The sequence below is a fragment of the Chitinophaga vietnamensis genome (genome assembly GCF_902167635.1).
GTDB lineage: Bacteria > Bacteroidota > Bacteroidia > Chitinophagales > Chitinophagaceae > Chitinophaga > Chitinophaga vietnamensis.
In genome coordinates, this window is record NZ_CABHMS010000005.1 from 419388 (window position 1) to 436538 (window position 17151).

20 protein-coding genes are annotated in these 17151 nt (G+C 51.2%); all 20 read left to right on the plus strand.

Annotated elements, in window-relative coordinates; translation table 11 throughout:
- The first annotated feature begins 18 nt into the window (after window positions 1-18).
- On the plus strand, window positions 19-1308 hold the full coding sequence (locus FPG75_RS16035) for a hemolysin family protein (protein ID WP_143307865.1): 1290 nt from the start codon (window positions 19-21) through the stop codon (window positions 1306-1308).
- A 135-nt stretch (window positions 1309-1443) separates the two neighbouring features.
- A complete protein-coding gene (locus FPG75_RS16040) occupies window positions 1444-2982 on the plus strand; it encodes an HAL/PAL/TAL family ammonia-lyase (RefSeq protein WP_143307866.1) in 1539 nt (512 codons plus the stop codon).
- Window positions 2983-3016: 34 nt separating this feature from the next.
- Window positions 3017-3745: a 3-oxoacyl-ACP reductase FabG gene (gene fabG / locus FPG75_RS16045; RefSeq protein WP_143307867.1), complete on the plus strand. Its 729-nt coding sequence runs from the start codon at window positions 3017-3019 to the stop codon at window positions 3743-3745.
- 10 nt (window positions 3746-3755) lie between these two features.
- Window positions 3756-4982 carry a beta-ketoacyl-[acyl-carrier-protein] synthase family protein gene (locus tag FPG75_RS16050; RefSeq protein WP_143307868.1) on the plus strand — a complete coding sequence of 409 codons (1227 nt, stop codon included), beginning with the start codon at window positions 3756-3758 and terminating at the stop codon, window positions 4980-4982.
- 196 nt (window positions 4983-5178) lie between these two features.
- Window positions 5179-5436, plus strand: coding sequence for an acyl carrier protein (locus FPG75_RS16055; protein WP_143307869.1), 258 nt, complete (start codon window positions 5179-5181; stop codon window positions 5434-5436).
- Window positions 5436-6311: an LpxL/LpxP family acyltransferase gene (locus FPG75_RS16060; RefSeq protein ID WP_143307870.1), complete on the plus strand. Its 876-nt coding sequence runs from the start codon at window positions 5436-5438 to the stop codon at window positions 6309-6311. The genes FPG75_RS16055 and FPG75_RS16060 overlap by 1 nt, the downstream gene beginning before the upstream one ends.
- A gap of 75 nt (window positions 6312-6386) precedes the next feature.
- Entirely contained in the window at window positions 6387-6809 is a 423-nt protein-coding gene (locus tag FPG75_RS16065; protein WP_143307871.1) for a 3-hydroxyacyl-ACP dehydratase, read from the plus strand.
- A gap of 12 nt (window positions 6810-6821) precedes the next feature.
- Window positions 6822-7556, plus strand: a complete 735-nt coding sequence (locus FPG75_RS16070; protein ID WP_143307872.1) for a hypothetical protein — start codon at window positions 6822-6824, stop codon at window positions 7554-7556.
- A 69-nt stretch (window positions 7557-7625) separates the two neighbouring features.
- Window positions 7626-8045, plus strand: a complete 420-nt coding sequence (locus tag FPG75_RS16075; protein ID WP_143307873.1) for an acyl-CoA thioesterase — start codon at window positions 7626-7628, stop codon at window positions 8043-8045.
- Between the two features lie 9 nt (window positions 8046-8054).
- Window positions 8055-9203, plus strand: coding sequence for a beta-ketoacyl synthase N-terminal-like domain-containing protein (locus FPG75_RS16080; protein ID WP_143307874.1), 1149 nt, complete (start codon window positions 8055-8057; stop codon window positions 9201-9203).
- A gap of 37 nt (window positions 9204-9240) precedes the next feature.
- A complete protein-coding gene (locus FPG75_RS16085) occupies window positions 9241-10302 on the plus strand; it encodes an SAM-dependent methyltransferase (protein ID WP_143307875.1) in 1062 nt (353 codons plus the stop codon).
- A gap of 42 nt (window positions 10303-10344) precedes the next feature.
- Complete coding sequence (locus FPG75_RS16090) at window positions 10345-11601, plus strand: NAD(P)/FAD-dependent oxidoreductase (protein WP_143307876.1); 1257 nt, start codon at window positions 10345-10347, stop codon at window positions 11599-11601.
- The gene (locus FPG75_RS16095; RefSeq protein WP_143307877.1) at window positions 11594-12211 is read left to right on the plus strand and encodes a beta-ketoacyl-[acyl-carrier-protein] synthase family protein; all 618 of its coding nucleotides are present in this window, start codon (window positions 11594-11596) and stop codon (window positions 12209-12211) included. The genes FPG75_RS16090 and FPG75_RS16095 overlap by 8 nt, the downstream gene beginning before the upstream one ends.
- 15 nt (window positions 12212-12226) lie before the next feature.
- On the plus strand, window positions 12227-12490 hold the full coding sequence (locus FPG75_RS16100; protein ID WP_143307878.1) for a phosphopantetheine-binding protein: 264 nt from the start codon (window positions 12227-12229) through the stop codon (window positions 12488-12490).
- Window positions 12487-13683 carry a beta-ketoacyl-[acyl-carrier-protein] synthase family protein gene (locus FPG75_RS16105; RefSeq protein WP_143307879.1) on the plus strand — a complete coding sequence of 399 codons (1197 nt, stop codon included), beginning with the start codon at window positions 12487-12489 and terminating at the stop codon, window positions 13681-13683. The genes FPG75_RS16100 and FPG75_RS16105 overlap by 4 nt, the downstream gene beginning before the upstream one ends.
- 4 nt (window positions 13684-13687) lie before the next feature.
- Entirely contained in the window at window positions 13688-14755 is a 1068-nt protein-coding gene (locus tag FPG75_RS16110) for a beta-ketoacyl synthase N-terminal-like domain-containing protein (RefSeq protein ID WP_143307880.1), read from the plus strand.
- Complete coding sequence (locus FPG75_RS16115; protein WP_143307881.1) at window positions 14749-15525, plus strand: polysaccharide deacetylase family protein; 777 nt, start codon at window positions 14749-14751, stop codon at window positions 15523-15525. The genes FPG75_RS16110 and FPG75_RS16115 overlap by 7 nt, the downstream gene beginning before the upstream one ends.
- Entirely contained in the window at window positions 15518-16150 is a 633-nt protein-coding gene (locus FPG75_RS16120; protein ID WP_143307882.1) for an outer membrane lipoprotein carrier protein LolA, read from the plus strand. Before FPG75_RS16115 ends, FPG75_RS16120 begins: the two co-directional genes overlap by 8 nt.
- A 1-nt stretch (window position 16151) precedes the next feature.
- On the plus strand, window positions 16152-16757 hold the full coding sequence (locus tag FPG75_RS16125) for a hypothetical protein (RefSeq protein ID WP_236652810.1): 606 nt from the start codon (window positions 16152-16154) through the stop codon (window positions 16755-16757).
- Between the two features lie 3 nt (window positions 16758-16760).
- A complete protein-coding gene (locus FPG75_RS16130) occupies window positions 16761-17120 on the plus strand; it encodes a hotdog family protein (protein ID WP_143307883.1) in 360 nt (119 codons plus the stop codon).
- Window positions 17121-17151 lie beyond the last annotated feature (31 nt).

The following is a 17151-nucleotide window of genomic DNA, read 5'->3' on the forward strand; positions in this document are numbered from 1 at the left end:
ATTTTTAGGCTTTATATCATGGAAGTCGTCATTATCCTCATCCTCATTTTATTGAATGGCATATTCTCGATGTCGGAGATAGCGATGGTATCAGCCCGGAAGATCCGGCTGGAACATCTGGCCAATAAGGGGGATGAAAAAGCAAAGGCCGCACTGAAGCTGGCCAACAATCCGGACACATTTCTTTCTACCGTTCAAATCGGTATTACCCTCATCGGCATCTTAACGGGTATCTATTCCGGCGAAAGCATCAAAACAGATGTGATTGCCTTCATCAACCAGGTTCCCGCCTTACAGCCTTACAGCGGCCCGCTGGCTACCATACTCATTGTAGTGGTGATCACTTATTTCTCCCTGGTGCTGGGCGAACTGGTGCCCAAGCGCATCGGGATGGCCAAGCCGGAAGCCATCGCTAAAACGATGGCCAAGCCTATGACCCTGCTCTCCTGGCTCACCTATCCTTTCATCTCTTTGTTAAGCGCCTCTACCAACGTATTAGTGAAATTATTCAATCTCCGCCCTACCGATACCCACGTAACGGAAGAGGAGATCAAAGCCATCATCAACGAAGGCACCACTTCCGGCGCCATCGAAGAAACAGAACAGGAGATCATTGAGCGGGTATTCCATCTGGGCGACCGTAACATCACTTCGCTCATGACGCACCGCACCGATATTACCTGGCTGGATATCAACGAAGCGCCGGCCGATTATCAGCAGAAGATACATAGCAGCCTGCATTCCGTGTACCCGGTATGCGACGGGCAGATAGACAGCATCAAGGGCGTGGTATCCATCAAAGACCTGTATGCCTTATCCGGCAAGGCTTTGCCGCTGGCGCAGATCATCAAGAAACCACTGTTCGTGCCGGAAAATAATACCGCTTACCAGGTACTGGAGAAATTTAAGGAAACACATGTACATGCGGCTTTCATTGTGGATGAATATGGCACCTTCCTCGGTATGATCACGCTCAACGACATACTGGAGGCCATCGTAGGCGATATGCCCGAAACAGAAGAGAATGACGATTACGAGATGGTGTTGAGAGATGATGGCACCTACCTCGTGGATGCGCAGATACCCTTCTACGATTTCCTCGCGGAGTTCGACCGGGAGGACTGGATGGCGGAATTTGAGCAGGACTTCGATACACTGGCTGGCTTTATACTGCACCACCTGGAACATATCCCCCAAACCGGCGAAAAATTCGACTGGAGAGGCTTTACCTTTGAGATCATCGATATGGATGCGCACCGCATTGATAAAGTGCTGGTGACGCCGCCTGGGCCAGCGGAGGAGGAGTAATCACCTAACGTATTATCCGCATAAGTACTTATCCGCATTTTGGATAGGGGTGAGGGTATTTATTTGGATAAATCCATCTTTGTACTATTTTTGAGCACTTTTTTACATACACAATAAATTTAATTTAACAGAGACATGGTTTCAATAGGAAGTAAGGCGCTGACCCTTGACGAAGTGTACAGGGTACTTTTTGGAGGCGAAGAGCTGGTGCTGGACCCGGCGGCTTTACAGCAGGTGGAAAAGAGCTTTTCATTCCTGAAGCAGTTTTCCGCGAAGAAACTGATCTACGGCATCAATACCGGTTTTGGCCCGATGGCGCAATACCGCATTCCGGATGCCGATACTTTGCAATTGCAATACAATCTGATCCGCAGTCATAGTTCCGGCGCCGGCAAATGCATGCCGCCGCTGCTCACCAAAGGCTTGATGATAGCCCGTTTGAGCAGTTTCATGCAAGCCCATTCCGGCGTGCATCCCGAAGTGGTGCAGCTGCTGGCAGAGCTGATCAATAAAAACGTATATCCGTGCGTGTTTGAGCATGGCGGCGTAGGCGCCAGCGGCGATCTTGTACAGCTGGCCCATCTGGCGCTGGTGCTCATCGGAGAAGGGGAAGTATGGTATGAAGATAAAATGCAGTCCACCGCAGAGGTATTTGCCCGCCTGGGTATCAAACCAATGGGCATCCATGTGCGCGAAGGCCTGGCCGTGATCAACGGCACTTCTGCCATGACCGGCGTAGGGCTGGTAAATCTTATCGAGGCGAAAAAATTGCTCGGATGGTCTGTGGTATTATCTGCCATGATCAACGAAATTGTAGAAGCATTTGATGATCATCTGTCGGCCGAACTCAATGCAGTAAAGCTGCACGAAGGACAGAACAAGATCGCTGCCAAGATGAGAGAGATATTGCAGGGCAGCAAGATGGTACGTCATCGCCCTGATCATCTTTATAAAGAGCTGGAAGAAGAAATATTTAAAGATAAAGTACAGGAATACTATTCCCTGCGCTGCGTGCCGCAGATCCTTGGCCCCGTGTACGATACGCTGGCACAGGCAGAGAAAGTAGTGGTGCAGGAACTGAACTCTGTGAGCGACAACCCGGTAGTGGATCACGACTTGCAGAACGTGTTCCATGGCGGCAATTTCCATGGCGATTATGTTTCCCTGGAAATGGACAAGCTGAAGATCGCGATCACGAAACTGTCGATGCTCGCGGAACGCCAGCTCAACTACCTGCTGAACGACAAGCTGAATCACAAGTTCCCGCCGTTCATGAACCTGGGCAAGCTGGGCTTCAACTTCGGTATGCAGGGCGTGCAGTTCACCGCTACCTCTACGGTTGCAGAGAACCAGACCTTGTCTTTCCCGATGTATGTGCACAGTATTCCTAATAACAACGATAACCAGGACATTGTGAGCATGGGCTGCAATGCGGCGCTGATGGCGAATAAAGTGGTGGAAAATACTTTCGAAGTGCTGGCGATACAAGTGATGACGATGTTACAGGCAGTGGATTATCTCAATTGCCAGGACAGGCTCGCTGCTTTCTCCCACAAGATCTACAGCGAAGTGAGGGCGATTTTCCCTAAATTTATTGAGGACAGTCACAAGTATAAAGACCTTCAGAAAATCAAAGAATACCTGGTGAAAAACGAACCGGTGCAGTTTTCGTAATTCGTAATTCTTAATTCGTAATTCGTAATTTTTCATGAAGTGCGCACTCGTAACAGGTGGATCAAGAGGGATAGGCAGGGCAGTATGTATAAAGATGGCAACACTGGGATACCATGTGTTGATCAATTATAAAGGCAATGAAGCCGCCGCCAATGAAACGCTGGAAGCCGTGAAGGCCGCCGGCAGCAGCGGTGAGCTGTTGCAGTTCAATGTAGGCGATGCCGCCGAAGTGCAACAGGTGCTGGGTGGCTGGATAGAACAGAACAAGGAACATCATATCGAGGTGTTGGTCAACAATGCAGGCATCCGCGAGGATTCACTGATGTTCTGGATGAATGAAAGTCAGTGGAACAATGTGCTGAACATCAGTTTGAACGGCTTTTTCCATGTGACCAAGCAGGTGATCAACGGCATGTTGCTGAAACGTTACGGCCGCATTGTGAACATGGTGTCTTTATCGGGCATCAAAGGATTACCGGGGCAAACCAATTATTCCGCTGCCAAGGCCGGCGTGATCGGCGCTACCAAAGCGCTGGCGCAGGAAGTGGCCAAGCGCGGCGTTACGGTAAATGCGGTAGCTCCCGGATTCATCAGCACGGATATGACCGCCGAGCTGAATGAAAAGGAACTGGCGGCACAGGTGCCGATGAACCGTTTCGGCACACCGGAAGAAGTAGCAGCAGCCGTGGCCTTCTTCGTTTCAAAGGATGCCGGATATATCACGGGTGAAGTGCTGAATATTAACGGAGGTTTACATACCTAATTTCGGGCTTATGAACAGAGTTGTGATCACTGGATTGGGCATCTACTCCTGCATTGGTAAAAACCTGCAGGAAGTGAGAGATTCATTATATACCGGCAAATCGGGCATTGTGCTCGATCCTGAGCGCAAGGCATTCGGTTACCGCTCCGGCCTCACCGGCTATATCGAGCGCCCCGAGCTGAAAGGCTTGCTGGACCGTCGCGCCAGGCTGATGATGCCAGAGCAGGCAGAATTTGCGTTTATGGCTACCCGTGAGGCGCTTGCACAATCCGGCATCGACCAGGATTATATCGATAGTACGCCAATCGGACTTTTATATGGCAACGACAGTTCTGCCAAACCGGTGATTGAAGCGACCGATATCATGCGGGAGAAGAAAGATACCATGCTGGTGGGCTCTGGCTCTGTGTTCCAGACGATGAACTCCACGGTGAACATGAACCTCGCTACCATCTTCAAGCTCAAAGGCGTGAACTTCAGCGTGAGCGCGGCCTGCGCCAGCGGCTCGCATGCAATAGGGCTGGGCTATATGTTTATCAAGAACGGGATGCAGGATGCCGTTATCTGTGGCGGCGCGCAGGAAGTGAACATCTATGCGATGGGTAACTTCGATGCGATCGCAGCATTTTCAGTGAGAGAGAGTGACCCTGCCCGCGCCTCCCGGCCATTTGACCGCGACCGCGATGGCCTCGTGCCCAGCGGCGGCGCTGCCACCGTGATACTCGAAAGCCTGGAATCCGCACAGCGCAGGGGAGCCACCATCCTCGGTGAAGTGCTGGGCTATGGCTTCTCTTCCAATGGTGCGCATATTTCCAATCCAACAGTAGAAGGGCCAGTGCGCTCCCTGCAGATCGCGTTGAAAGATGCAGGCGTACAGGCAAAAGATATCGAATACATCAACGCGCACGCCACCTCCACGCCTGCGGGCGATGCCAGCGAGGCCAAGGCCATCCACGAAGTGTTCGGCGATTCCCGCCCATGGGTAAGCTCCACCAAGTCGATGACCGGCCATGAGTGCTGGATGGCCGGCGCCAGCGAGATCGTTTATTCCATGCTCATGATGCAGAACGGCTTCATCGCCCCAAATATCAACCTGGAAAATCCAGATGAAGATGCAGCCAAACTGAATATTGCCGATAAAACAATTAATAAAAACTTTAATGTATTTTTGTCCAACTCTTTCGGTTTCGGGGGCACCAATTCCTCGCTGATCGTAAGAGGATGGACCGGAAAGTAAGCCCCGCGCCGATTTTAGAGTAATGCCCGGGATGTGGAAAACACCCGCTGAAGGACTGTGCTTTACTGCCAAATATATTTTCTTAACTTTGATGCTCGAAATAGGAATGAACAAAGGTTGATTCATACATATTGGATGAGCATTCAGATTAGTAATCATTATTAAAAAATCAACCTATATCTGTTTTAACACTTTTATGGATATCAAAGAAATAATAACTGTTACGAACAAGTTTCTGGTAGAGGAGTTTGAAGCAAACCCCGCTGATATTAAGCCTGAAGCAAACCTCAAGTCCACGCTGGACCTTGACAGCCTGGATTATATCGACATGGTGGTGGTGATTGAAGATAATTTCGGTTTTAAAGTGAAGCCGGAAGATTTTCAATCTATCGTTACCTTCCAGGATTTCTACGATTATGTAACCGCTCGTATTCAACAAAAAGAACTGGTATAATGGCTTCCTGGCAGGGAAAGTCGAAAGGGAATAAGCTCGGGTACCGTATTTTCATAGCCATACTCCGTTATGGCGGCGTATATCCCGCTTATCTGCTGTTAAGGTTTGTAGCCGCATACTATTTTTTGTTTTCCTGGAGTTCCTCAAAACCCATCTATCGTTACTTTCACACCAAGGCCGGATATGGCAGGCTGAAGTCTATCCTCAGCGTGTACAGGAATTATTATGTGTTCGGGCAAACCATCATCGACAAGATCGTGGTGATGGCGGGCATGAGCAACCAATTCACCTTTGATTTTGATGGAGAGCAGTACCTGCACGAGATGGCGACAGGCGGCAAAGGCGGTATCCTGCTGAGCGCTCACCTGGGCAACTGGGAAGCGGCCGGCCACCTCTTCAAGCGGCTGAAAACCCGCATCAACATTGTGATGTTTGATGGAGAGCACCAGCGCATCAAAGATTACCTGGCCTCTGTTACCGGCGACCGGAATGTGAATATCATCGTGATCAAAGACGACCTGTCGCACATATACGCTATTAACGACGCCCTGAGCCACCAGGAGCTGGTATGCATGCACGCCGATCGTTTCCTGCCCGGCAATAAAACCCTTACTGCTACATTGCTGGGGCATCCGGCGAAATTCCCTATGGGACCATTCCTGCTGGCATCTACTTTCCGGGTGCCTGTTGCCGCTGTTTTTGCCTTCAAGGAAACTTCCACGCATTATCATTTTTATGCCACAGAACCGAAAACCTACCACGGACGCCGCAGCCAGGGCGTAGATGCTGCCGTTCAGGACTTTGTGCAGGTGATGGAAGAGAAGATCCGCCGCTATCCTACACAGTGGTTCAATTATTACGATTTCTGGGAATAATGCGTGTTTTTACTGTTAATAATTTCGTATAATTCTATTTATTTCGTGTTTTATTTTTTACAATAACTTGTGCAGATGTTTATTCATACAGATGATATCACCGCTTACATTCCGCAACGCACACCTATTGTGATGGTCAGCGGCATACTGGAAGTTGACGGGCCGGTAACCCGCACTGCGCTTGCCATTGCGCCGGATAATGTTTTTGTGGAGAACGGCGTGCTGATGCCGCCCGGCCTGATGGAGAACATTGCCCAAACCGCCGCCGCCCGCATCGGTTATATCTCCCGCCAGCAGAACGCCCCTGTACCGCTCGGCTTCATCGGCGCAGTGAAAGACCTGGAAATATTTGAACTGCCACCCGCCGGCGCTACCATCGAAACCGTTACTGAAATCGGATCAGAAGTGTTCAATGCCACGATGGTCACCGGAAAAGTGCTGTACCAGGGCAAAGTGATGGCCCGCTGTGAAATGAAAATATTCACCAATCCCTTATAAATTTTTACCGTCATGAACGCCACTAAACTTTTCCTTCTCCCGGTAGTATTGTTAATTGGCCTCTGCTCGACTGTACAGGCACAGAAACTGAAAAATTTCCTTGACAACAAGGATTCTTCCTTTACCTGGCTGGGCGTGGATTTCACGCAAGCGCGCCTCATCGGCGATGGCGCAGCCAGAGCAGATGATATCGTTGGCCGCCACTTTGCCGGCATCAACGACGTGATCATGAATGAACCGAAAAAATATGATGTGCCCGGCGCTTTCCGCCGCGATAAGGTAACTTACGATATCTCTTTTGTGAATGAACACAACGAGAAAACCAATCCCGATAACCTGAAATCATCGAACACCGCTGATTTCGAACGCCTGAAACCGGAAGACGTGACCAAACTGGTAAAAGGCTATAACTTCAATGGCAAAAAAGGTATTGGCGTCATGTTCGTAATGGATGGCATGAGCAAGAGCGATAAAGCGGCTTCCATGTACGTGACCGTTATTGACATGGGCACCCGCAATGTATTGATGGCAGAGCGTTACAGCGGTAAGGCACAAGGCTTCGGCTTCCGCAACTACTGGGCTTATACCGTACACAAAGTGCTGGATGACCTGTATTCAGATTACAACAAGCTGAAAACAAAATATGCCGACGCCAAAGATCCGGAAGAGGAACGCCCGGCACAACAGCCGAAGAAAGAAAGCAAGCCGGCGATGGCGAAGAAACCAAAGAAAAAAAATATTTCTTGATGTGAAGATTTACGGATTCAGGGATTTTAAATGCTTAAATTCTCACATCAAAAAATCCAGAAATTTACTATGTCTTTAACTGAAAGCACCAAGGTACTGATAAGATTTAATGAGGCAGATCCGCTGGGAATCGTATGGCACGGGCATTACGTACAATATTTTGAAGACGGGAGAGAAGCTTTCGGTGAGAAATATAGTTTGCGCTATCTCGATATTCTTGCAGCAGGATATACCGTTCCTGTTGTGAACATACAATGCGATTACAAGCGCCCGCTCCGTTACGGCGACCGTGTAAACGTTGCTACCACGTACGTAGACGATATGGCAGCCAAAATAAAATTTGAATATACGCTTACCAATGCAGCCACTGGTGAGGTAGTAGCGAAAGGCTCCTCCGTACAGGTTTTCCTGGACAAGGAAACATCTACCTTACAACTCACCATTCCTGCTTTTTTCCGTCAATGGAAAGAGCAGCATGGGCTGATATAACCGGGTTTTATGCAAACGATCTTCGTAGCCGCCGATAATATTGTGAGCCCGCTGGGCAGTACTACCCGGGAGAATGTGGAACAGGTGCTGTTGAATAATAGCGGCATCCGGATGCATGATGACACGGCCTTTGCGGCCGCTCCGTTCTATGCTGCCATGATGGCGCCAGGCCAACTGGCATCCTATACCGGGCAGTATAACCTGAAAGACTATACGAAATTTGAACAGCTGCTCATCGCCTCCGTACAGGAGGCCTTGCAGCAAACGGATATTACACTCCGCCATCCGCGCACGGGCTTCATCATCTCTACCACCAAAGGTAACATTGAGTTGCTGGAGCAGCAGCCGGAGGGCGCCGAGCCACCTCTGCACGATATGCAGCTGGCGGCTACCGCGGAAAAGATCGCGGCCTGGTTCCAGGCAGCCAATACGCCGCTGGTGGTGAGCACGGCCTGCATTTCCGGGCTGGTGGCCATTTTAACGGCGAAGCGCCTCATCACTTCCGGCCGCTACGATCATGTGGTGGTAAGCGGCGCCGATGTGCTCACGAAGTTTGTACTTTCCGGCTTTCAGTCGTTCCAGGCGGTGAGCGCCAGTCCCTGCAAACCCTTTGATGCAGCCCGTTCCGGCGTATCGCTGGGAGAGGGCGCCGCTACGGTGATACTGACCAACGACCCTTCGAAGAGCAGCGGTTTTGCGGTGGGGGCAGGGGCGATCAGTAACGATGCCAATCATATTTCGGGCCCGTCCCGCACAGGCGAAGAGCTGGCATCGGCCATGCGCCTCGCTTTGCAGGGCAGCGGTATTAGCGCCGCTGATATCGGGTTTGTATCGGCACACGGCACCGCTACGCTGTACAATGATGAAATGGAAGCCAAGGCGCTGCATCATGCCGGCCTGGCCGATGTACCGGTAAACAGTCTCAAAGGCTACTATGGTCATACCCTTGGCGCTGCCGGGCTGATAGAGGCTATCATCAGCATGCATGCATTGAAAGCCGGCGTAATAGTGGCCACTAAAGGATTTGAAACGCCCGGCGTGAGCCTGCCGGTGAAAGCCAGCGGTAGCAACAGCCACACCAGCGCCATACACCTGCTGAAGTCCGTATCGGGCTTCGGTGGCTGCAATGCCGCCATGGTGTTCAGTTTAAAAGGATAATCACGATCTTGTATAAACATTTTTAAATCGATCATTCGTGTTTAATAAAGAAACAAAAACAGCACTACAGGCGAAAGAAGCCGCATTATGGCTCGCCTTTGCCCCCATCGCTTTCCAGGCTACCAGGGCATTGCGCGACATGGGCATTTTAAAAGCGGTGAGCGAAAGCGGCTCCGAAGGGATCACCATCGAAGGGATCATGGAGAAGGTTGGCATGAACCGCTATGCCGTAAGAGTATTGCTGGAAGCCGGTTTGGGCATGGAGCTGGTGATTGTGAACGACAAAAAATACACGCTTACCAAAACAGGTTACTTTATTCAGCACGATGAGCTGACTCGCATCAACATGGACTTTACGCAGGATATCTGCTACAAAGGCATGTACCATTTGCAGGAAGCCCTTACGGAAGGCAAGCCGGCAGGCCTGAAAGAACTGGGCCCCTGGGATACCATCTATCCCGGCCTTTCCCTGTTGCCACCCGCTGTGGGCAAAAGCTGGTTCGATTTCGATCACTATTATTCCGATCTCGCCACACCGGCGGCACTGGATATCGTTTTTGAGCGCCATCCGAAAAGGCTGCTCGATATAGGCGGCAATACCGGCAAATGGGCGCTGGCCTGCACTGCCAAAGATCCGGAAGTGGATGTGACCATCTTCGACCTGCCCGGACAGGTAGGCCTTGCGCAACAAAAAATGAAAGATGCCGGCGTGGAAAACCGTGTGCATTTTCATGTGGCCAATATCCTCGATGAGAGCAAGCCTTTCCCGAAAGGCTTTGATGCCATCTGGATGAGCCAGTTCCTCGATTGCTTCTCCGAAGCGGAGATCGTATCGATCCTGTCGCGCTGCCGCGAAGCGCTGAACGACGGCGGCACCATCTATATCCTCGAGCCCTTCTGGAACCGCCAGCAGTTCAAGTCGGCGGCATTTTGCTTACAGCAAACTTCGCTGTATTTCACGGCGATGGCCAACGGCAACAGCCAGATGTACCACACGGATGATTTCTTCCAGTGCATCGATCAGGCAGGACTGGCGATCACAGAGGAAAATGACCGCATGGGGCTCAATTACACGCTGCTGAAATGTCAAAAAAAATAATGATCTGATCAAAATATTAAACTCCCAAAATCTTTTTACCGTATGAAAACTGAACAAGTCGATGTGTTAGTAATCGGGGCAGGGCCTGCGGGTACTGTGGCGGCGTCCATTATTCACCAGGCGGGTTATAAAGTGAAGATCGTAGAGAAGATGAAATTTCCTCGCTTCGTGATTGGCGAGAGCCTGCTGCCGCGCAGCATGGATGCCTTGCAGGAAGCGGGTTTCATTGAGGCGATACAGGAAAAAGGATTTCAGGAGAAATTCGGCGCCAAGTTCGTGAAAGGCAGTGCGGTGTGTGACTTCACTTTCAAAGAGCAATACACCCCCGGCTGGACCTGGACCTGGCAGGTGACCCGTGCCGACTTCGACAAAACACTGGCTGATACGGTAGAGAAAATGGGAGTGCCCGTTGCATACGAAACAACGGTAACGGCTATACGTTTCAATGGTTCTGATTCCGTTACGACAGTAGTGGATGCGGAAGGAAATGAAATGGAGATTGCGGCGCGTTTCATCGTGGATGGCAGCGGCTATGGCCGCGTGATCCCGCGTTTGTTCAACCTGGAAAAAAATTCGAACCTGCAACCGCGCAAGGCGCTCTTTGCCCATACCGTGGATGCGCGCCGCTCCATGGCTGATGAGCCTAACCGCATTACGGCGGTGGTGCACAAAAAAGGCGTGTGGATATGGATCATTCCTTTCTCCACCGGGGTCACCTCCCTGGGCTTTGTAGGCGATCCGGAATTTTTTGATCAATACCCGGGTACCGATGAAGAGAAATACCGCGCGCTGCTGGAAGCGGAACCCTATACCAGGGAGCGTTTCCGCGATGTGGAACTGGTATTTGAACCAAGGGTATTGCAGTCCTGGTCGGCCACTACGGATAAATTCTACGGAGATGGATTTGTGCTCACCGGCAACGTAACAGAATTTCTGGACCCGATTTTCTCATCTGGCGTAACTTTGGCCTGCGTGTCCAGTCAAACCGCGGCCAAACTGGTGATCCGCAAGCTGAAAGGCGAGGAGGTGGATTGGGAGAAAGAATACATGGAGCCTACCTTACAGGGGGTAAACACCTTCCGCTCTTATGTGATGGCCTGGTATGAAGGCACATTGGATACCATCTTCTTCAAGAAAGATGCGGATCCGCTGATCAAGGGGCAGATATGTTCCGTACTGGCGGGCTATGTGTGGGATATGGAGAATCCTTTTGTGAAGAACCATGATACCGCTTTGAAGCGCCTGGCACGTACGATTGAATTAACCGAAAAATTAAAAAGCAGTTCAGAGATTGAATAGCGGCGAAGCATATATCACAGGCGTTTGTATTATTCGTAACAACAGCATCCGGCTTAATGGGGAACTGTTGTGGGAAGCGGGGCAGGAGCTGGATTTACAAGATTTCCTGCGGGCGGGCTACGACCGGTTTTCGGGGCAGTATCCGAAATTCCACAAGATGGACGCCCTCAGCAAACTGGGATGGCTGGCAGCGGAAGTGCTGCTGAAAGACAGCCCGGTGGCGGCTTTGCCGGCGGAAGCGGTGGGCATGGTGCTCTCCAACCGCAGCGCGAGCCTGGATACGGATCTTCGCTATTTCGCTACGGTAAAGGATTTCGCGAGCCCGGCACTGTTTGTATATACGCTGCCCAATATTGTGATGGGGGAGATCAGCATCCGGCATGGTTTTAAAGGAGAGAATACCTTTTTTGTGTCTGCTGCATTTGATGCCCATCTCTTATCGTCCTATCCGGCGCAGCTACTGGCGGAAACGCCTTTGCAGGCTTGCCTGAGCGCCTGGGTAGAAGTGATGGACCAGCAGTACGAAGCCGTGATGGTGTTGGCAGAACGCAAGCCTGTAGCGGGCGCGATGCCGCTCACTCCTGAAAATCTATCATCTATTTATTATTAAAATACGCAACAAGAAGTGGAAAAGTTGATGGCAGATCTGAAAGCGCAGATCATCGAACAATTGAATTTGCAGGAAGTGAAACCGGAAGACATCGGCAACGACCAGCCTTTGTTCAAGGAGGGGCTGGGGCTCGATTCGATCGATGCGCTGGAGCTGATCGTATTATTGCAGCAACACTACAACATCCGCATTGCCAATCCAGAACAGGGCCCGGAAGTATTTTATTCCGTGCGCTCGATGGCGGAATTTATCACCGCACAGCAAACTGCTAAAGCATGAGTGAAAAGGTGTGGATAGCGGGTGGTGGTGTGATCAGCGGCATAGGCCTTGATCTCGAGGCGTGTATCGCCTCGTTCCGCAAGATGGAGCCGGGTATGGCCCCGATGCAGTACCTGTCGTCCATACACCGCAACACCTTTCCGGTGGCGGAGGTAAAGGCCGGCAATGCCACCCTGGCGGAAATGGCCGGCCTGCCGGAGGAGATCAGCCGTACGGCGCTGCTCAGCCTCATCGCCGCCAAACATGCCTGGGAATCGTCTGCCCTGGGCAACCCCGCGGATTACCGCGTGGGGCTGGTTTCCGCCAATACGGTTGGCGGTATGGACAAGACCGAAGATTTTTTCAGCGCCTTCCTCGCCGCTCCCGACAAGGGCGGAAGGCTGCGCGATGTGATACACCACGAGTGTGGCAGTGTGACCGAGATTGTAGCAGATGCCCTCGGCATCCGTCATCATGTATCTACCATCAGTACGGCCTGCTCTTCAGCGGCCAATGCGCTGATGTATGGCGCGCGCCTGATCCGCAACAATATAGTGGATGTGGTGATCGCCGGTGGCGCGGATTCGCTCACGCGCTTTACCCTCAACGGTTTCAATACCCTGATGATCCTGGACCAGCAGGCCTGCCGCCCTTTCGATGCCACGCGCAAAGGCCTCAACCTGGGCGAGGGCGCGGGTTATGTGGTACTCATCTCCGATACGCTGGCAGCGCATATCCAGCCGTGGTGCCGCCTCAGCGGCTTTGCCAACGCCAATGATGCCTATCATCAAACGGCGTCGTCGCCGGATGGCACAGGCAATTACCTCGCCATGAAAGGCGCGCTGGATATGGCCGGACTGCAAGCGCATGATATCGGTTATATCAACCTGCATGGCACCGGCACACAAAATAATGACGAGTCAGAAGGCATCGCCATCAAGCGACTGTTTGCGCCGCATTTCCCGGCGATGAGCTCTACCAAATCTTTTACCGGCCATACACTTGGCGCCAGTGGCGGCATTGAGGCGGTATTTTCCGCATTGGCCGTGAGAGATGGCATCATCTATCCGAATCTGCGCTTTGCCCACCAGATGCCGGAGCTGCCCTTCTCGCCTGCCACTACCTTCTCCGAAGGCAATGACCTGCAACATGTGATGTCCAATTCATTCGGCTTTGGCGGTAACTGCTCCAGCCTGGTGTTTTCAAAAGAATAAAAGCATGATGAACATCTATATAAACGGATCCGGTTGTATCTCTGCGCAAGACACCGCGCAGATAGGCCCCTTGCTGGCAACAGTAAAGGAATACGACCAGGTGCGCCTGCCGGTGATCGATCCGGATTACAAGCAGTGGGTCGACATCAAACAGATACGCCGCATGAGCCACATCGTGAAAATGGGTGTGGGCGCGGCTAGCCTGAGCCTCGAAGAGGCGGGCATCACCATGCCGGATGCCATCATCACCGGCACTGCCTACGGCTGCCTCGATGATACCGGCGTGTTCCTCACCAAAATGGTGAACCAGCAGGAAGAAATGCTCACGCCTACAGCATTTATCCAGTCTACTCACAATACCGTAGCCGGCCAGATCGCGCTGCTGTTGGGCTGCAACGCTTACAACAATACCTTTGTGCATCGCGGCTTCTCTTTCGAGAACGCCCTGCTCGATGCGACCATGATATTGAAAGAAGGCGCCGCCAAAAATATACTGGCAGGCGGTTTGGACGAAATCACCGATTATAGTCACACTATACTCAGTCGCTTTGGCCTCTATAAAAAAGAGCCGGTGAAAACGATGGAGCTGCTCAACAGCCCCACCCGCGGCACTATTGCGGGCGAAGGCGCAGCCTTCTTTATCCTCAGCAGCGAAAAGGGATCGCATGCCGCCGCAGAGCTGGCGGGGGTGAGCACCCTCTACAAACCGCTGTGGGAGGGCGAAGTGATTGGTCACGTGGTAAAGTTTCTCGAAGAAAATAACTGTTCGCTCAACGATATCGACCTGCTGCTCACCGGCAGGAATGGAGATATAGACCAGGATGAATTTTATGAAGAGATAGCAGCAGCGCTGTTCCCGGATCATCCGGAGGCCTGCTTCAAACACCTGTGCGGCGAATATCCCACGGCCGCTTCCTTCGGTATGTGGATGGCCAATCGTATCATCGCGGAGCAGGATGTGCCTGCCGCCGCCATGTTCTACGGCCAGGCGCCCGCCAATATCAGGACCGTATTATTGTATAACCATCACCAGGGCACACACCATTCCCTGGTTCTCTTACGTGCATGCTGAATTACAAGGTAACATATCTGACCGTGGCGCTTTACCTGGTGATCCTGATCACCCTGCGTTTTGTTTTCGGATACCCGTTACCGTTATGGCTTTTCTTCCTCGTATTGCTGACGCTGCCGCTATATGTATGGGGCGCCATGAACATCCGTTCCGGCTTTTATATTCCGGTGCGCTGCGAAGCCGCCACCACCGAGAAAGTAGTGGCCCTCTCTTTCGATGATGGCCCGCTGCCGGAATATACGCCGCTGGTACTGGATATCCTGCAACAGCAAAACGCGCCTGCCGCCTTTTTCTGCATCGGTAAGCATATCGCCGGCAACGAAAACTTACTGCAACGCATACACGAAGAAGGGCATGTGATCGGTAACCATTCCTTCTCACATGATTTCTGGTTCGATATGTATAACAAACACCGCATGCTTGCCGACCTGGCCAGCATGGACCAGGTGATGGAAAACGCCACCGGCCTGCAACCGCGGCTGTTCCGCCCGCCCTACGGCGTTACCAATCCGAACCTCGCTAAAGCGATCAAAGAAGGTGGTTACACACCCATCGGCTGGAACATCCGCTCGCTCGATACCGTAGCGAAAGACGAACAACAATTGCTGGGGAAGATCATCTCACAGCTTCAACCCGGCGCTGTGATACTCCTGCATGATACCTGCAGCATCACCGCCCGCATACTGCCGGCCCTGATCAGCGCCATCCGCGAGAAGGGGTACCGGCTGGAAAGAATCGATAAAATGTTAAACGTAACCGCTTATGCGTAAATGGATCACGATCATATTGTGCAGCCTGGCCTCCCTGCAAATGCAGGCCCAAACCGGATTTAAACCGGTGAATGATCTGTCGCCACTTAAACAGCAGTTTGCTAAAGCCGCCCAAAATACACAGTCTATACAAAGCGATTTTGTACAGGAAAAAAACCTGAGCATGCTGTCGGACAAGATCGTTTCAAAAGGAAAATTCTGGTTCAAGAAAGATAATAAAGTGAGAATGGAGTACCAGCAACCTTCTTACTATCTGCTCGTCATCAATGGAAAAGATATCAAGATCAAAGATGCGCAGAAGGAGAACAAAGTATCCGCCAAAGCGAACAAGCTGTTTGACCAGATCAACAAGATCACGGTAGATTGCGTGCGCGGCACGGTGCTCGACAATAACGATTTCAGCACCAAAGCCCTCGAAAATGCGCAGTACTACAAGCTGGAAATGACGCCGGTGAACAAGGCGCTGAAAGAATATTTCAAAACGATCGTACTGCTGGTAGACAAACAGGATTACTCTGTGTCGAAGATCACGATGGAAGAGCAATCCGGTGATGATACCACCATCAGCTTTTTACATAAACAATTGAATGGAAATATTCCGGATGCGGTTTTTACGGCTAAATAGTATGTGGCTGCTCGCCTTGATGGGCGTGAGTTGTAAGTCGGTGTACAAAGGTTTGCAGCGCCGGGAGGGCGATGTAAATTGTATCCGGCAGTTCAGTCCGCAGTTCAGCTCCACGCTGTACAGCACGCAGGTGAATGTGTTGAAGCACCACCTCAGCGGCCTGCTGTTTTTCAAGCAGATGCCCGACAGCAGCCTCCGGGTGGTATTCGCCAATGAGATGGGCTTTAAATTCTTTGACTTCGAGTTTGATAAAAATGGCGCTTTTACCAAGCATTATATTATCAGCAAGATGGACAAGAAAGCGGTGGTGAAGACCTTGCAGCAAGACTTTGCGCTGGTATTGCTCCGCCCCGACCTGCAACAGGCGCACATTGCTACGGATAGCCGTTACCGTTATACGGTACTACCTACCGCAAAAGGTAACAACTATTATATCACAGATACCGCCTGTACGGAGCTGGTACGTATAGAAAAATCATCTGTACGCAAGCCCGTGGTGAAAGTGTGGATGCAGCATTACACCAATGGCGTACCTGATACCATCAGCATCAAACATCAGAACTTTAATTTCAATATCTCCCTGCAAAGGGTCGAAAAAAAACAATAGTATATGTTAGCAGGCAACTTCTATAATATCACTGCATCAGCGCAGGAGCCCGGTCAGATCAACGTTACCATCGAACTGAATGCGGCGCATCCGATCTTTGGCGGCCACTTTCCGGATCAGCCGGTAGTGCCCGGCGTATGCATGATGCAGACCATTACCGAAGTACTGGAAACAGCCGTACAGCGTAAAGTGCTGTTGCAAAAAGCCAGCAACATGAAATTCCTGAACATGATCGATCCCCGGCAACAGCCGCTGGTAGATGTACAGGTGACCTATAAAGAAGAAGATAGTCTGCTGAAAGTGAATGCGGTATTGAAGAAAGAAGAGAAGACATTTATGAAGTTTCAAGGGATATTTAAATAAAAAGCGCTTGAAGCGCTTCAAGCGCTGGGAG

Excerpts from the sequence above, each read along its gene's own strand:
- FPG75_RS16080 (WP_143307874.1), top strand. The coding sequence starts at position 8,055 with ATGCAAACGATCTTCGTAGCCGCCGATAATATTGTGAGCCCGCTGGGC.
- FPG75_RS16125 (WP_236652810.1), top strand. The coding sequence starts at position 16,152 with ATGTGGCTGCTCGCCTTGATGGGCGTGAGTTGTAAGTCGGTGTACAAA.
- fabG (WP_143307867.1), top strand. The coding sequence starts at position 3,017 with ATGAAGTGCGCACTCGTAACAGGTGGATCAAGAGGGATAGGCAGGGCA.
- FPG75_RS16040 (WP_143307866.1), top strand. The coding sequence starts at position 1,444 with ATGGTTTCAATAGGAAGTAAGGCGCTGACCCTTGACGAAGTGTACAGG.
- FPG75_RS16075 (WP_143307873.1), top strand. The coding sequence starts at position 7,626 with ATGTCTTTAACTGAAAGCACCAAGGTACTGATAAGATTTAATGAGGCA.
- FPG75_RS16120 (WP_143307882.1), top strand. The coding sequence starts at position 15,518 with ATGCGTAAATGGATCACGATCATATTGTGCAGCCTGGCCTCCCTGCAA.
- FPG75_RS16090 (WP_143307876.1), top strand. The coding sequence starts at position 10,345 with ATGAAAACTGAACAAGTCGATGTGTTAGTAATCGGGGCAGGGCCTGCG.
- FPG75_RS16050 (WP_143307868.1), top strand. The coding sequence starts at position 3,756 with ATGAACAGAGTTGTGATCACTGGATTGGGCATCTACTCCTGCATTGGT.
- FPG75_RS16130 (WP_143307883.1), top strand. The coding sequence starts at position 16,761 with ATGTTAGCAGGCAACTTCTATAATATCACTGCATCAGCGCAGGAGCCC.
- FPG75_RS16065 (WP_143307871.1), top strand. The coding sequence starts at position 6,387 with ATGTTTATTCATACAGATGATATCACCGCTTACATTCCGCAACGCACA.
- FPG75_RS16060 (WP_143307870.1), top strand. The coding sequence starts at position 5,436 with ATGGCTTCCTGGCAGGGAAAGTCGAAAGGGAATAAGCTCGGGTACCGT.
- FPG75_RS16110 (WP_143307880.1), top strand. The coding sequence starts at position 13,688 with ATGATGAACATCTATATAAACGGATCCGGTTGTATCTCTGCGCAAGAC.
- FPG75_RS16115 (WP_143307881.1), top strand. The coding sequence starts at position 14,749 with ATGCTGAATTACAAGGTAACATATCTGACCGTGGCGCTTTACCTGGTG.
- FPG75_RS16105 (WP_143307879.1), top strand. The coding sequence starts at position 12,487 with ATGAGTGAAAAGGTGTGGATAGCGGGTGGTGGTGTGATCAGCGGCATA.
- FPG75_RS16070 (WP_143307872.1), top strand. The coding sequence starts at position 6,822 with ATGAACGCCACTAAACTTTTCCTTCTCCCGGTAGTATTGTTAATTGGC.
- FPG75_RS16035 (WP_143307865.1), top strand. The coding sequence starts at position 19 with ATGGAAGTCGTCATTATCCTCATCCTCATTTTATTGAATGGCATATTC.
- FPG75_RS16055 (WP_143307869.1), top strand. The coding sequence starts at position 5,179 with ATGGATATCAAAGAAATAATAACTGTTACGAACAAGTTTCTGGTAGAG.